At 37.2% G+C, this 13,180-nt stretch carries 19 protein-coding genes; 11 read left to right on the forward strand and 8 right to left on the reverse strand.

Translation table 11 applies throughout. The features are described 5' to 3' along the window. Nucleotides 1–6: 6 nt before the first annotated feature. Entirely contained in the window at nt 7–309 is a 303-nt protein-coding gene (locus ACXVYO_RS03135) for a YunC family protein (protein WP_000248463.1), read from the forward strand. A 54-nt stretch (nt 310–363) separates the two neighbouring features. Beyond that, nucleotides 364–1,095, forward strand: coding sequence for a sporulation protein YunB (gene yunB, locus ACXVYO_RS03140; RefSeq protein WP_458466005.1), 732 nt, complete (start codon nt 364–366; stop codon nt 1,093–1,095). A gap of 36 nt (nt 1,096–1,131) precedes the next feature. On the opposite strand, the gene ACXVYO_RS03145 is transcribed toward yunB, so the two are convergent. Beyond that, nucleotides 1,132–2,115 (reverse strand): M23 family metallopeptidase, encoded by a 984-nt coding sequence (locus tag ACXVYO_RS03145; protein WP_061678025.1) that lies wholly within the window; start codon nt 2,113–2,115, stop codon nt 1,132–1,134. Between the two features lie 189 nt (nt 2,116–2,304). Between ACXVYO_RS03145 and lipA the strand changes: the two genes are divergently transcribed. Both lipA and ACXVYO_RS03155 read left to right on the forward strand, forming a co-directional pair. Beyond that, nucleotides 2,305–3,201 (forward strand): lipoyl synthase, encoded by an 897-nt coding sequence (gene lipA / locus ACXVYO_RS03150; protein ID WP_000166375.1) that lies wholly within the window; start codon nt 2,305–2,307, stop codon nt 3,199–3,201. A gap of 72 nt (nt 3,202–3,273) precedes the next feature. Then, nucleotides 3,274–3,603 (forward strand): DMT family transporter, encoded by a 330-nt coding sequence (locus ACXVYO_RS03155; RefSeq protein WP_458466006.1) that lies wholly within the window; start codon nt 3,274–3,276, stop codon nt 3,601–3,603. A gap of 11 nt (nt 3,604–3,614) precedes the next feature. Here ACXVYO_RS03155 and ACXVYO_RS03160 read toward each other — a convergent pair whose 3' ends face one another. Further along, nucleotides 3,615–4,097: a YbaK/EbsC family protein gene (locus tag ACXVYO_RS03160; RefSeq protein ID WP_458466007.1), complete on the reverse strand. Its 483-nt coding sequence runs from the start codon at nt 4,095–4,097 to the stop codon at nt 3,615–3,617. 74 nt (nt 4,098–4,171) lie between these two features. Further along, the gene (locus ACXVYO_RS03165) at nt 4,172–4,726 is read right to left on the reverse strand and encodes a histidine phosphatase family protein (RefSeq protein WP_458466008.1); all 555 of its coding nucleotides are present in this window, start codon (nt 4,724–4,726) and stop codon (nt 4,172–4,174) included. 286 nt (nt 4,727–5,012) lie between these two features. Here ACXVYO_RS03165 and ACXVYO_RS03170 point away from each other — a divergent pair, with 286 nt between their 5' ends. Continuing rightward, nucleotides 5,013–5,456 (forward strand): hypothetical protein, encoded by a 444-nt coding sequence (locus ACXVYO_RS03170; RefSeq protein WP_458466009.1) that lies wholly within the window; start codon nt 5,013–5,015, stop codon nt 5,454–5,456. 22 nt (nt 5,457–5,478) lie between these two features. Here the strand turns inward: ACXVYO_RS03170 and ACXVYO_RS03175 are convergent, their stop codons facing one another. Continuing rightward, the gene (locus ACXVYO_RS03175) at nt 5,479–6,294 is read right to left on the reverse strand and encodes a YhfC family intramembrane metalloprotease (RefSeq protein ID WP_458466042.1); all 816 of its coding nucleotides are present in this window, start codon (nt 6,292–6,294) and stop codon (nt 5,479–5,481) included. 99 nt (nt 6,295–6,393) lie between these two features. Between ACXVYO_RS03175 and ACXVYO_RS03180 the strand changes: the two genes are divergently transcribed. After that, a complete protein-coding gene (locus tag ACXVYO_RS03180; RefSeq protein WP_458466010.1) occupies nt 6,394–7,125 on the forward strand; it encodes a MerR family transcriptional regulator in 732 nt (243 codons plus the stop codon). 37 nt (nt 7,126–7,162) lie between these two features. Here ACXVYO_RS03180 and ACXVYO_RS03185 read toward each other — a convergent pair whose 3' ends face one another. Next, nucleotides 7,163–7,741, reverse strand: a complete 579-nt coding sequence (locus ACXVYO_RS03185) for a YhcN/YlaJ family sporulation lipoprotein (RefSeq protein WP_002191082.1) — start codon at nt 7,739–7,741, stop codon at nt 7,163–7,165. Nucleotides 7,742–7,856: 115 nt separating this feature from the next. Between ACXVYO_RS03185 and ACXVYO_RS03190 the strand changes: the two genes are divergently transcribed. Beyond that, on the forward strand, nt 7,857–8,168 hold the full coding sequence (locus ACXVYO_RS03190; protein ID WP_002073449.1) for a YutD family protein: 312 nt from the start codon (nt 7,857–7,859) through the stop codon (nt 8,166–8,168). Nucleotides 8,169–8,207: 39 nt separating this feature from the next. Here ACXVYO_RS03190 and ACXVYO_RS03195 read toward each other — a convergent pair whose 3' ends face one another. The 3 genes from ACXVYO_RS03195 to glpX all read right to left on the reverse strand — a co-directional run bounded on the left by ACXVYO_RS03195 (nt 8,208) and on the right by glpX (nt 10,331). Next, the gene (locus tag ACXVYO_RS03195; RefSeq protein WP_458466011.1) at nt 8,208–8,705 is read right to left on the reverse strand and encodes a cytoplasmic protein; all 498 of its coding nucleotides are present in this window, start codon (nt 8,703–8,705) and stop codon (nt 8,208–8,210) included. Between the two features lie 371 nt (nt 8,706–9,076). Then, nucleotides 9,077–9,343 (reverse strand): DUF3055 domain-containing protein, encoded by a 267-nt coding sequence (locus tag ACXVYO_RS03200; RefSeq protein WP_000392615.1) that lies wholly within the window; start codon nt 9,341–9,343, stop codon nt 9,077–9,079. 16 nt (nt 9,344–9,359) lie between these two features. Further along, nucleotides 9,360–10,331, reverse strand: a complete 972-nt coding sequence (gene glpX, locus ACXVYO_RS03205) for a class II fructose-bisphosphatase (RefSeq protein WP_088867965.1) — start codon at nt 10,329–10,331, stop codon at nt 9,360–9,362. 147 nt (nt 10,332–10,478) lie between these two features. Here glpX and ACXVYO_RS03210 point away from each other — a divergent pair, with 147 nt between their 5' ends. The 4 genes from ACXVYO_RS03210 to ACXVYO_RS03225 all read left to right on the forward strand — a co-directional run bounded on the left by ACXVYO_RS03210 (nt 10,479) and on the right by ACXVYO_RS03225 (nt 13,146). Beyond that, the gene (locus ACXVYO_RS03210; protein WP_048528348.1) at nt 10,479–10,919 is read left to right on the forward strand and encodes a DUF86 domain-containing protein; all 441 of its coding nucleotides are present in this window, start codon (nt 10,479–10,481) and stop codon (nt 10,917–10,919) included. 79 nt (nt 10,920–10,998) lie between these two features. After that, nucleotides 10,999–11,631 carry a helix-turn-helix transcriptional regulator gene (locus ACXVYO_RS03215; RefSeq protein WP_087959413.1) on the forward strand — a complete coding sequence of 211 codons (633 nt, stop codon included), beginning with the start codon at nt 10,999–11,001 and terminating at the stop codon, nt 11,629–11,631. A gap of 108 nt (nt 11,632–11,739) precedes the next feature. Beyond that, nucleotides 11,740–12,504: a TIGR01457 family HAD-type hydrolase gene (locus tag ACXVYO_RS03220; protein WP_033659218.1), complete on the forward strand. Its 765-nt coding sequence runs from the start codon at nt 11,740–11,742 to the stop codon at nt 12,502–12,504. A gap of 111 nt (nt 12,505–12,615) precedes the next feature. Beyond that, nucleotides 12,616–13,146: an iron ABC transporter substrate-binding protein gene (locus ACXVYO_RS03225; RefSeq protein WP_087986025.1), complete on the forward strand. Its 531-nt coding sequence runs from the start codon at nt 12,616–12,618 to the stop codon at nt 13,144–13,146. Nucleotides 13,147–13,180: the final 34 nt, after the last annotated feature.

The following is a 13,180-nucleotide window of genomic DNA, read 5'->3' on the forward strand; positions in this document are numbered from 1 at the left end:
TGAACTATGGTTAATGTGGAGCCAATTATAATCGATAATTATACGTTTATTGCGGTTAGCGTCAAACTTCCAAAGACAAATTTGCTAGCTGTAATGAGCGATAAAGGATATATTATGTGCGGGGCATTAGATGTAGGTCTTTTAAATGAAAAGTTAGGTGATCGAGGTATTATTGCTGGCCGCGCGGTTGGTGTAAGAACGATTGAACAACTTCTTGAAGCACCGCTAGAATCAGTAACGATTGAAGCCGAAGCTTTAGGTATTACGGCTGGCACAATCGGAAAAGAAGCATTATTAAAAATGAGATAAGCATATATCGTCCCTCCTTCTTGCATAGAAATGATATAAGAAGGAGGTTTTTTTATGAGTATATTTCGTTCGAAAAATTCGCGGTTTCGAAGGGGGCCTATTTCCTTTCGGTACATACTGCTTATGTCGTTTATTCTTTTTGTTATATTACTCGTGCAAGGATTATGGATTGTGAATAGTAGCATTCAGCCGACGTTACTTAAATATGGGGAAGTAGAGACGCATAAAATGGCGACAGCGATTATGACGAAGGCGGTAAAAGATAGAATGAATGAAGGATTCGATGTGGATTCATTAATGAAAGTACAAAATGATAAAAACGGGAAAGTATCCACAATTAATTTAAATACGAAGCAAGTAAATGAAATCATAACATCAACGACCACATACATAGAAAAATATTTACAGCAAGTAGAGCAAGGTGATTTGAAGGGACTAGGTATTTCTGAAAAAAATGGGGCAACGATGGCAGTTCCTTTTGGTCGCATAACGGATAATGCGCTTCTTGGAAATATAGGACCCGATATTCCAATTGATTTCACGACGATTGGTCATGTGAATACGGATATTAAACAAAAAATTGAGCCGCACGGAATCAATACGACAGCGATTCAAATTATTATGGAGATGGAAGTAACGTTGCAAGTGATTATTCCATTTCATACGAAAGAAATAAAAGTAAAACAAGATGTTCCGATTGCAACGCGCATTGTTCAAGGGGAAGTGCCTACTTATTATGGAAGCGGGAGTGTTGTTGTACCTGATAAAAAGAAAACGGATAGTTAGCCAAATTTAAAAAATAACCGTAGCATATTGCTACGGTTATCGTTTTGTATTCGCGCGTTCTTTTCGCTCCCAAAGACTTAAATGCATGTATGGATCGAAAGCCCATTCTGTATAGCCATTGTCTTTATACATGCCGAAATGTAAGTGAGGAGGGAATTTTCCCGCTGTGCCGGGAGGGCCGTAACCGGTGCTACCAACAAATCCAATTACTTTTCCTGGTTCGACAATTTGTCCAAGCTGTATTTCTTTTGAGAATCCGCCTAAATGAGCGTAATAATGGTAATTATTATGAAGGTCACGAATACCGATGCGCCATCCGCCAAGGCGGTTCCAGCCCTTTGTTTCAATAATGCCATAGCAAGTGGACCTTACTGGTACGCCATAGCCTGCAAAAATATCGGTTCCTTCATGAACTCTTCTTCCCCCAAAACTTCTTCCAGCGCCAAAGGTACTACGGTAGCTATGGTCGCTACGAATTGGAAGTGGGAAAGCATTTCCTTCTAAATTAATACGTCCATAATGTTTATAAATTTGGGCGTATTCGGTAATTAATTCAACTGTTTTCGCACGTCTATAATATTCCCAAAGCATAATGTGAACACGGTCTTCGGACGTTCCTTGTTTTTTTAAAATCGTTGCTGCTGTATGCAAAAGATCACGGTCGTTATTTGCATTTGCAAATCCATCTTTGTCACCATCTAAACCTAACCCGCCAAATAAAGAAATTGTATGGGGGAGAGTGTCGTTACCATTAACGGGTCCAGCCCATATTTCTGGTTTGAAATAAAGGGAAATGATGGCATCTGGTTTTTTCGGAATATCTTTTCTTACGCTCCGTATATTTCTTTCATATTGATCCATTGCAGCTAAGTAATACCACGGAATGCCTGAAGATTGCTCGGTTTCTTTATATAGTGCCATGCGCTTTTCGTATATGCTTTGCTGATTATCTTCACCGTAAGCGATGTTTTGGTGGAGAAGAAAGCAAATTGAAAGCAAAAGAGAAATTTTTCGAAGCATGAAATAGACTCCTTTCACAACATCACTCTTTTTAGTGTGGGATATACGGAGTATTTCATTATAGGGAACGATTGGAAAAAATCTTAGAATCTTCATTTGAGCAAATCGCTTTCATACGTTAGAATAGATATGTTACATTGAAAGAAGCGAACACGGTAAACTATTTCATATTGTGCGGAGTTGATAACCATGACAAAACAAACAGAATATAAGCGCAAGCCCGAATGGTTGAAAATTAAGTTAAACACGAATGAAAACTATACAGGCTTAAAGAAAATGATGCGTTCTAAGAATCTTCATACAGTTTGTGAAGAAGCGAAATGTCCGAATATTCATGAATGCTGGGCTGTAAGAAAAACAGCAACATTTATGATTTTAGGTGCGGTTTGTACACGTGCTTGTCGTTTTTGTGCGGTTAAAACAGGCTTACCAACTGAGCTTGATTTACAAGAGCCAGAACGCGTAGCAGATTCTGTAGTACAAATGGGCTTAAAGCACGTTGTTATAACAGCGGTTGCACGTGATGATTTAAAAGACGGCGGAGCAGCTGTTTTTGCTGAAACAGTACGCGCTGTACGTCGTAAAAATCCATTTACGTCAATCGAAGTATTACCATCTGATATGGGTGGAGTAGAAGAAAACTTAAAAATGTTAATGGATGCAAAACCAGATATTTTAAACCATAACATTGAAACAGTACGTCGATTATCTAACCGAGTTCGCGCTAGAGCAAAATATGACCGTTCATTAGAGTTTTTACGTCGAGCGAAAGAAATGCAGCCTGATATTCCAACTAAATCGAGCATTATGGTGGGCTTAGGTGAAACGAGAGAAGATTTAATTGAAGCAATGGATGACTTACGTGCAAACAATGTGGATATTTTAACTCTTGGACAATACCTACAACCATCTAAGAAGCATTTACCAGTTCTTAAATATTACCCACCAGCAGAATTTGCAGAGCTTAAAGAAATTGCACTTAGCAAAGGCTTTAGCCACTGTGAAGCTGGTCCACTTGTGCGTTCTTCTTATCATGCGGACGAGCAAGTTCGTTCTGCAAAAGAAAAAACAGCAGAAGCAAAATAATAAAAAACTCCTTTTTAGTTTAAAACTAGGAAGGAGTTTTTTATTTTAAAAATGATAAAAGGGGGTATGAGGGTGAAAGCTTTTATCTTCTTAACGATAGCGATTGTAAGTGAAGTATTCGGGACATCAATGTTAAAGGTATCGAATGGATTCACAAAATTGTTACCGAGTATAGGTGTAGTGATTGGATTCGCTTCAGCATTTTTCTTCCTATCTAAATCATTGCAACATATGCAACTTAGTACGGCATATGCGATATGGGCAGGAGTAGGAACTGCTTTAACAGCACTCATTGGTGTATTTGTTTGGAAAAATGCTTTTACGTGGCAAACTGCCTCGGGATTAGTACTTATTATAGGCGGAGTTGTTGTATTGAATTTGTCAGGTTCTGGCGCTCACTAAAAAGAGAGCTATTATAAGCTCTCTTGTTTCTTATATTCTAAAACAGTATTCGGGCATGTTAATAAGATTTTCTTTAATTCCTCTGTGGATAATTCAATTGTAAATTCAGGTACACCAGGTGTAATTAAAATTTTTTCGTAAGTATAAATCGTACGATCCACAATAATCGTTACATGTTGTGAATAACCGAAAGGAGCGACACATCCTGGTGTACAGCCTGTTTCTTCTCTTAGCTCAACGGGAGAACAGAGAGATAAGCTTTCTCCTGTTATTTCTTTCATCTCTCCTCGGTTGAGTCTTGTGCCCTCTAGCGTAAAAAATACGTAATAATCTCCAGACTTTGATTTTAAAAATAAGCTTTTACTTGGAGTGCCGTGTAAGCCAAGCCTTTCACGTACGATACGATCTGTTTCATAATCGAGTACTGGTTCGTGTTCAAACTTTTCGTAAGAAGCATTTGTTTTATGTAGTAAAGCAAGTACATCTTCGTACATATGGAGTGATACCCCTTTCTATTGTTAGTACAGTTTCTTCTCGTGGCGTCAACTGAATGTGTTGGAAAGAGATATTACTCGGACGGTGCTTCCCATAATCGTTTTAGGACACATTGTTCATCGATTGTAATTTCGTAAATATCAGGATTCGTTAGAGCTCTCCATTCATTAAAACCAATCGTATGATCAAAGTGCTTTAAAATGAGCGTAAGTAAGTTTCCATGTGTAACGAGTAGTGTTGTAGTATGGTTTGATTTTAAAACGTCTTGGATAAGCGATATAGCACGGTCCGTTGCTTGTTTTGTCGACTCTCCGCCTGAAAAGGCAATATCTATATTTGTAAAAGTAGATTCTAGTTTTTGCATCCAATCGTCCATTGGAACGTCGCTTAATATGCGTTCAGCTAATCTTTCATCTTCTTGGATAGGTGAGTTAGCTTGGAGCGCATAGGGCCGAATAGAATCGATAGCTCGCACAAATGGGCTTGAAATAATATGATCTATTTGTAGTTGGTTTTCTAAGAGGAATGTAGCAAGGATGTTTGCTTGGTTTTTTCCTGCAATCGTTAATTCGGCATCACGTTCTTGGCCAGTTGCTGAACAATGTCGTATTACAATCAATTTCTTCATAATTCATCCCCATCTTTCAAGTTGACGCTATATACTTCGACAAATGTGGAAAAAATTCCTTTTTATCCCGCTTTAATGGGCAGTAAGACCCCCACCTCAAAATGCAGCGAAAGCAAAGAATTTAGGGGGGGTTCGGGCTGCCCATTAAAGTCCGATTGGTGAGGGCTAATAATCAATGGGGGGTGAAGAAAACCCCCATTGATTAAAGTTTCACTTTATTGGAAACGGCATATTGATTTTAATATGTGGAAAAGTAATGTGGATAATGAACATTTGAGGTGCACTTATGAAAAAAATGATATGTATTATATTCAGTCTTTGTTTCTTTCTGCACTTGTCCACAACATATGCAGAATCGAATACGAAATTAAATTATCCAAGCAACCGAAATAAATCGTTTGTGAGTGAAGATGTGTTTTATGAACAGTTAGATAAAAAGGTGTATAAAGAATATAAAAATGCAGCATATAGCATTCGAAAAAAAATCTCATTTAAAGAAGTGCCTGATGAAGAATTTTCTTTCCTACAAAAAACAGCTGTGGGTTGTCGGAGTAGTGTGGTGTTTCAAGATTCTTTTATTCACCCTGATCGCCAAGTTTATTTTTTCGCGTCCTTTTCTCAAAATGAAGCAAACGAATTTCGTAAGTACATTGTTATAGATGCAGAAACGAAGAGGAAGCTGCAAGAGGGAAAAAGCTATCATCATTATGATAATCCATATAAAAAATAACCCACCAACTGGTGGGTTATTTTTATGCCGGCAAACTCATTAATTTCTCTTTCATTTTACGAATAAGAATGACAGCACCAATTGTGAAGAGAAGGGTAATTCCTTCTGCAACAAAGATGTTGATTGTTTTTGTTTGGTAAAGTGCCGCGAAAAAGTCTACAAATGCGTGGAATAATATAGCGTAAACAAGGAAGATATATTTCTTCTGTTTTACTGCGTATAAGACAAGCATCGTAAAGGCAATTTGCAGTACAAGAGCCATAATTCTTTCCAAGCTGCCAAGGAAGTATAAATAAGCAGGTTGTTCTATTAACATATCCTTTATAACATTTAATTGTGGTAGTTTTTCTGCCATTTGAGCGAAGCTACCGTTGTTAATAGCATTTGCGAATATAAGTGTCTGCAATGCGGAGAATCCGCCGACTAAAATGGATTCAATCCCGCCGTGACCTATTCCGTAAGCAAAACCATCTTTATATTCTTGATATTTTTTTAGTAGGAAGAAGAAGGCAACGAAACGTCCTAATTCTTCAAAAATACCAGCGGTTAGTCCGCCATAAAGTGCAAAGACAAATGGATTTTCTAAAATTGGAGCGATTGCCGGATTTCCGCGCATAAATAGGTGGAACGGTGTCTCGAGAATTTGGGTAAATCCAATAAAAATAAGAGCACCAACACCGACTACTTTCCAATTAATATGATATTTTTTACGAAAATAAACAAACGCAATAATAGGTACCAGAATCGAAAGCACAAGTTGAATTGTGATACTGGCAATTACCGTACTTGAAACCATACTTTCACCGCTTTCTAATATATGTACATATCTATTATGCATGAAATATAGTGGAGATGAAACTTTTAACAAAAAATGAATTTACTTATTGACTCTAACGTTGCGTCATACTTTATCGTATGTACTAAGGGGGAGATACACATGACAATGAAGGTAAAAGAAGTAGCTAATTTAGTTGGAATTAGTGTGCGCACACTGCATCATTACGATGAAATCGGGTTGTTAACCCCAGACGAGACGACAGAGTCTGGATATCGTCTGTATTCCAATGAAAATTTAGAGACATTGCAGCAAATTTTATTTTTTAAAGAACTAGGCTTCCCTTTGAAGAAGATTAAAGAAATTATCATGAGTCCATCATTTGACCGCGAAGAGGCATTACAGCTTCATAAGAAAATGCTTATTGAAAAGCGTGCTAGGTTAGATAAAGTGATTGCGACGATTGATAAAACAATTCAACATACAAAAGGAGAGATTGAAATGACGAATAAAGAGAAATTTGAAGGCTTCGATTTCAGCCAGAATCCGTACGAAGAAGAAGCGCGTGAGAGATGGGGAGACGCAGCTGTAGATAAAGCGAATGAATATGCAAAAGGTATGTCAAAAGATAATCAAGAAGAGTTCAATACGATTTACAGAAATTTAGCGGCGCTTAGACACGGCGCACCAGATTCTAAAGAGGCACAGGAAGCAATAGGAGTATGGTACGATTACTTGCAAAACTTCGGAGAATATTCATTAGATGCTTTTAAGGGACTCGGTCAAATGTACGTTGCTGATGAGCGCTTCACGAAAAATATCGATAAGTTTGGCGAAGGATTAGCAAAGTTTATGTGTGATGCGATGGAGGTTTATGCGGATCGTAAGAAATAGTCAAAAATAAAGAAGGTGGAGGTTTTCTCCATCTTCTTTATTTTTTTATCATATCATTTAAAGTCTGATCCCCCGTATTGTTCAAATGAGGATTTTTACTCATTTCCCGTTTTAGCATGTCGAGGCTCTGTGTATATTCTGTATCATTTAAAGCGCCAGATTGAAGTCCTTGAATTTGAGAAATCAACTTTTGGTCTGTTGATACATATGCTTTATAATAGCGAGGGACGATGGACAAAGCAGCTTTATATACTTGATCTGCTACGAGCTTTGGATCTGTTGTGTTTGCACGGTATACAACAAATACTTCATCATCTGTAACGAGCGTAGCAGCGTTTGTAACGTCAGGAAGTTTGACTGTCATGCTTGTAATCATTTCAGCGACTTTCTCACGGTTAATGGCTCCTACTTGTTTGTTAGATACTTCATGTTTTTGTTTAGATGAATAGCCGACCCTTGTAAGTCGTGTATTTGTATTTTCCGTATGATACATGTCGTTTTTATTGGAAACAAGAACACGACTCCCTTCTTCACGTTCCATTTCGGCTTTATTCGTTGATTGACAGCCTGCAAATAAGGAGAGAGTGAGGAGAGAGAGTATAATTTGTTTTTTCACGATGTATCACCTCCTTCTCCATAGCATGCACTAATTTTCAATTTTTTGTATTTGAAATTGTTGGTTGGTATGCTTTGTGATACGATAAAAAGAAGAATGCTTAGAGAGGAAGTTAATGATGGAGCAAAAGCAAGAGCAAGAGATGCATGCTACGGTGAGCATTAATAATGTTCAGTACGAAGTAATTAAAAACTTTCGTGATGGTTTTAGTGAAGAAGCATTTAAAGAGCGTTATGCAGAAATTTTAAATAAATATGATTACATCGTTGGGGACTGGGGTTATGAGCAACTTAGATTGCGCGGTTTCTTTGATGATAGTAATCAACGTTCGACATATGATACGAAAATTAGTACTTTATCAGAGTATTTATACGAGTACTGTAACTTCGGTTGTGCACACTTCGTATTACGAAAAATGAAGAAATAAAAAAATCCTCTTACGATTGTAAGAGGATTTTTTACTTGCTTACAAACAAATTGAAATAGAATCGCCTTCAGAAAGTAGTGCGTTTGGTTTCATGTGTTGCCCGTTCAATTGAATATCCCCATTTTTAATTTTATCCACAATGCGTGTACGGCTCCAGTCGGAAATATATGTGGATAAGGCTTTATCGATTCGGTGTGAACCGAAAACGATATCTAATACGATCGTGATTTCGGTTATGTCGTTTTCCTTATGTTGCGTAATGGAAATGGTAGTAGTTGTTTCTGTTTGATCCTGCTGGGTCATATCGATTGTTTCAACGTGATCAGTAAATGATTTATAAATACGAAGTTTTTGATTCCACGTATGATCTTTCGGACATTTATAAATGGCAAAGCGGTATATGTTTTTTCCATTGGCATTATGCCTACGAATATTCGTGTCAGTAAATAGGGTAGTGCGTCTGCAATTTTTACAATACTTTTCAATTGTATTTTGCTCATTTTCATATAAACTCCAAGAAAGTTGTACTTTCTGCATTTTTCTTCACCTCTTATAGTAGTGGCAAAGAAACGTAATACAGCTATTTGGATGTCTTGTAGTATGAAGACATGGGAAAAAGACAAAAATAAAAGGAGATTCCCTTAGGAACCTCCGTAAACATCATACTACAGATGCGTTACGTTCCTTTGTAATGGGAATGGGCAGACTACTCCCTTGAAAAAGCACGGTGCTTTTTTGAGAGTAATGCTATCCAATTGCTGGTCCATTACAAAGTAAATGTTGGCATACGTAGATAACGTCCTTTCTATCCAAATAGATTTATTCTTAATTATAACATGGTGGTTTGAAAATTCAAAATACTTAAAGTGGGAAAAACACCAGCTAAAATAGCTGGTGCATACGATAAATTATATAAGTTCAAATAAAAATGAGCGTAGTTCTTCTGCAATTTCTTCAGTCATAGAAAATGCATGCTCTAAGTAGCCTGGTTCGTTTAAATCGTCAGGACCGATGATTGCAAATTTATTGCGCTGCATATCAAGGACAATTGTTTTACCGTAATGACGATCGGAGTATAAAAGCGCTAAATCATGACGCTCATTTTCTCCCATAAAGCTAACGAAACGAGTTCTTGTAGCGACTGTATCGTCGTACAGAAAGAAACGTTCTTCCATACACATGGCTCCTTTATTAAATATCTAAGTTTAAGTGTGGTTTATGATCTAAATGGTGATGCGTTTTAATGAATCGTACCGTTCTTGTTTTGTAGCGCATAACGATAGAATATGTTTCAGCTAAATCTCCGCCAAGGAATTTCACACCGTCTAATAACTCACCAGCAGATACACCAGTTGCTGAGAAGATTGCATCATCCCCAGATACTAAGTCATCTAACATAAGAAGTTGACGAGGATCTTCTAATCCCATTTCACGACAACGAGTTTCTTCTTCTTCGTTCATTGGAACTAAGCGAGCTTGCATTTCACCTTCAAGGCATTTTAATGCTGCTGCAGAAATAACACCTTCTGGAGCTCCGCCAATACCTACGAATAAATCAATACCCGTTCCAGGTAGTGCAGTTGCGATTGACGCACCAACATCACCATCACCAAATAATTTCACGCGCGCACCTTTTGCACGAACACGGTCAATAATATCTTGATGACGTTCACGTTCTTGAACGATAACTGTTAGATCGCGAATCTTTTTATTGTTAGCTTCTGCTACAATTTCAATTGTTTTTTCAATTGGATCATCTAAGCTAATTTTACCAGCTGCTTTTGGACCAACCGCGATTTTTTCCATGTACATATCAGGAGCATGAAGAAGGTTTCCTTTATCTGCGATTGCGATAACTGCCATTGCATTTGCAAGACCTTTTGCAACGATGTTTGTACCTTCTAATGGGTCAACGGCGATGTCTACTTCTGGACCGTTACCTGTTCCTAGTTCTTCACCAATATACAACATCGGTGCTTCATCAAGTTCTCCTTCACCAATTACAACTGTACCTGCCATGTTTACTGAATCAAACATATCACGCATTGCTGTAGTTGCTGCATCATCTGCTTCGTTTTTCTTTCCGCGGCCCATCCACTGTGCGGATGCTAATGCTGCTGCTTCTGTTACACGGACAATTTCTAGTGCGAGTTCACGTTCCAAGATTCCATTCCTCCAATTTCAAAAATCATACAAATATAACTATAACAAATAACGGAGAAAAGGTGAATTCGAAAAATTGTCGATTTTTTCAGAAGAAAGCGTTACAATTAAAATGTAAATGCTTTAATTTCCAGGTAGGTGACATTCATGTATTTTGTAGACAGAAAGAAAATAGAACAAATGCTAGTATGTTTAGAACGAGCAACAAGTACATTTCAAGAGAAAAAGATATATGAAACCGAGTTTGAATTTTACGCATTAGAACGCATAGCTCATCTAATTATTGATACTGTATTAGATGTAGGGAATGCGATGATTGATGGATTTATTATGCGCGATCCAGGAAGTTATGAAGATATTATCGACATTTTAATGGACGAGCGAGTGATAAGTGCAGAAGAAGGACAAGGCATGAAAGAAGTGATTCTTCTTCGAAAAATGCTTACGCAAGATTATATTCAAATGAATCATGATGAATTATATAAGACGATTCAAAAACATATTGCAGTGGTAGAGAAATACCCAGCAAATATTCGCAGTTATTTAGAGAAGGAATTAGGACCTGTATCTGCATTTGTACCAGAATAATTATGCTTATAAGATCCCCAAGGTACCTTTTTGGGGATCTTATATTGTATGTGAGAAAGAAAAGGGAGAAGGTTGAAACATGGGGGAAGCACGTACGACGAAAGATGAAATTGTACAATTGTTGAAAGTAAAGGGAGAACACACGGTAGCAGAACTAGCTGACGTTTTAGAGATTACAGAAATGGCGATCCGAAGACATTTAAGTAATCTTGAGAAAGATGGTTTTATTTATTCCAAGATGGTAAGGCAACATGTCGGAAGACCAACTTATTTATATGGATTAAGCGAAAAGGGAGAAGATACATTCCCGAAGGAGTATAAGCAATTTGCTATTGATATGCTAGAAGATTTAGCTCGAATGGGTGATGAAAAAATACTTCGTTACGTTTTAAAAGAGAGAACGAAGCGAATGGAAGAACAGTTGCAAAAGCGAGTGAGTAATCAAAAGAATTTAGCATATAAAGTGCAAGAGATAGCAGCTATGCAAGAGAAAAATGGTTATATGGTTCAAATAAAGAGAGATGGAGAAAACTCTTTCATAATTGAAAAACAAAACTGTCCGCTAAAGGAAATTGCAGAGAGATTCCCACAAGTATGTGAAGATGAAAAAGAGATGTATAATCGTTTATTTGCAGGAGCAGATGTGAAGACGTTAGCAAACATGTGTGAGGGCGATTGTAGTTGTTCTTACCAAGTAAAAGAGAAAAAATGAACGTTATGGGGCGCTTTAAGGTAAAGCGTTTTTTTCTTTGGAAAAAGCGGGTAATATAAGAGTGGTATGATAGGTGAGAACGTTAGCATAGAAGGAGAGACATAATCGATGTATAAAGGTTACTTAATTGACTTAGACGGTACGATGTATCGCGGAGAAGAACAAATTGAAGAAGCGAGCGACTTCGTAAAAGCGTTAGGAGAGCGCGGCATTCCTTATTTATTCGTTACGAACAACTCAACGCGTAAACCAGAGCAAGTGGCAGAAAAACTTGTTCGTTTCGATATTCCAGCGGAAGCAGAGCAAGTATTCACAACGAGTATGGCGACTGCGAACTTCATTTATGAACGTAAACAAGACGCAACTGTATATATGATTGGTGAAGAGGGCTTACATGATGCGCTTGTGGAAAAAGGATTTGAACTTGTGGATGAAAATCCTGATTTCGTTGTTGTTGGTTTAGATCGTGACATCACATATGAAAAATTAGCAAAAGCTTGTCTTGCTGTACGTAACGGCGCAACATTTATTTCTACAAATGGAGACATTGCCATTCCGACTGAGCGCGGATTATTACCAGGTAACGGTTCATTAACATCAGTTGTAGCAGTATCAACAGGTGTGGATCCAATCTTTATCGGAAAACCAGAATCAATCATTATGGAACAAGCGTTAAAAGTGCTTGGGATAGGAAAAGATGAAGCATTAATGGTTGGGGATAACTACGATACAGACATTTTAGCGGGAGTAAATGCTGGTATGCATACGCTTCTTGTCCACACTGGAGTCACAACTGTGGAGAAGTTAACAGAATATGAAGTACAACCAACGCAAGTTGTGCATAACTTGACGGAGTGGATTGAGAAGATGTAATGGAATGCAGGTAACCGGAATAGGTTACCTGTTTTTTTATGCATAATTGCATATTCGCTGTTGTTATATAAAATGTAAAATTTATATGTAATGATACAAGGGGGAATCAGAGTGTACTGGATGTCATGTATTATGTTTGTTTTTACATTATGTGTTTTGTTTTTTGTTCTATGGAAGATATATAAAATAAATGAAATGAAAAAAAGCTCAGGAAAACTCATTGCAATGTATCCTCGGGTGAAAAGACGTTGGATTGCATTACTTGGACCAGCATATTTCATTGGACAATGTATGTATATATATGCTCAGTACGTAAGTGGCGATATTGATACAGTTGAACAGTTCCTCATTCAGCTAGGTATTCATGCTGTAGCAAGTTGTTTTATGACTTTAATAGCTATCCATCTTATTAAAAGTGTACAAATATATGAAAAAGGTGTAGTAGACGGATTAAACTTTTATTCATACGAAGAATTAAAAGGCTATAAAACATCAACATGGGAAAATCCAAAAGAAAATATATTTTTATATCGCGGGCGAGAAAAAATGAATGACAATGTAAATTTACTTATTAGACAGGAAGATATGAATGAATTAGAAAGCATTCTTCAAAGATATATTCCGAAATTAATGATGAAATAAAAAAACTCCGGTTTTAACAACCGGAGTTTTTTTA

The sequence above is a fragment of the Bacillus sp. BC08 genome, from assembly GCF_054326875.1.

Excerpts from the sequence above, each read along its gene's own strand:
- ACXVYO_RS03165 (WP_458466008.1), bottom strand. The coding sequence starts at position 4,726 with ATGAAGAAATTGATTGTAATACGACATTGTTCAGCAACTGGCCAAGAA.
- ACXVYO_RS03180 (WP_458466010.1), top strand. The coding sequence starts at position 6,394 with ATGACAATGAAGGTAAAAGAAGTAGCTAATTTAGTTGGAATTAGTGTG.
- ACXVYO_RS03195 (WP_458466011.1), bottom strand. The coding sequence starts at position 8,705 with ATGCAGAAAGTACAACTTTCTTGGAGTTTATATGAAAATGAGCAAAAT.
- ACXVYO_RS03170 (WP_458466009.1), top strand. The coding sequence starts at position 5,013 with ATGAAAAAAATGATATGTATTATATTCAGTCTTTGTTTCTTTCTGCAC.
- ACXVYO_RS03190 (WP_002073449.1), top strand. The coding sequence starts at position 7,857 with ATGATGGAGCAAAAGCAAGAGCAAGAGATGCATGCTACGGTGAGCATT.
- yunB (WP_458466005.1), top strand. The coding sequence starts at position 364 with ATGAGTATATTTCGTTCGAAAAATTCGCGGTTTCGAAGGGGGCCTATT.
- ACXVYO_RS03145 (WP_061678025.1), bottom strand. The coding sequence starts at position 2,115 with ATGCTTCGAAAAATTTCTCTTTTGCTTTCAATTTGCTTTCTTCTCCAC.
- lipA (WP_000166375.1), top strand. The coding sequence starts at position 2,305 with ATGACAAAACAAACAGAATATAAGCGCAAGCCCGAATGGTTGAAAATT.
- ACXVYO_RS03215 (WP_087959413.1), top strand. The coding sequence starts at position 10,999 with ATGGGGGAAGCACGTACGACGAAAGATGAAATTGTACAATTGTTGAAA.
- ACXVYO_RS03220 (WP_033659218.1), top strand. The coding sequence starts at position 11,740 with ATGTATAAAGGTTACTTAATTGACTTAGACGGTACGATGTATCGCGGA.
- ACXVYO_RS03210 (WP_048528348.1), top strand. The coding sequence starts at position 10,479 with ATGTATTTTGTAGACAGAAAGAAAATAGAACAAATGCTAGTATGTTTA.
- ACXVYO_RS03135 (WP_000248463.1), top strand. The coding sequence starts at position 7 with ATGGTTAATGTGGAGCCAATTATAATCGATAATTATACGTTTATTGCG.
- ACXVYO_RS03160 (WP_458466007.1), bottom strand. The coding sequence starts at position 4,097 with ATGTACGAAGATGTACTTGCTTTACTACATAAAACAAATGCTTCTTAC.
- ACXVYO_RS03175 (WP_458466042.1), bottom strand. The coding sequence starts at position 6,294 with ATGCATAATAGATATGTACATATATTAGAAAGCGGTGAAAGTATGGTT.
- ACXVYO_RS03200 (WP_000392615.1), bottom strand. The coding sequence starts at position 9,343 with ATGGAAGAACGTTTCTTTCTGTACGACGATACAGTCGCTACAAGAACT.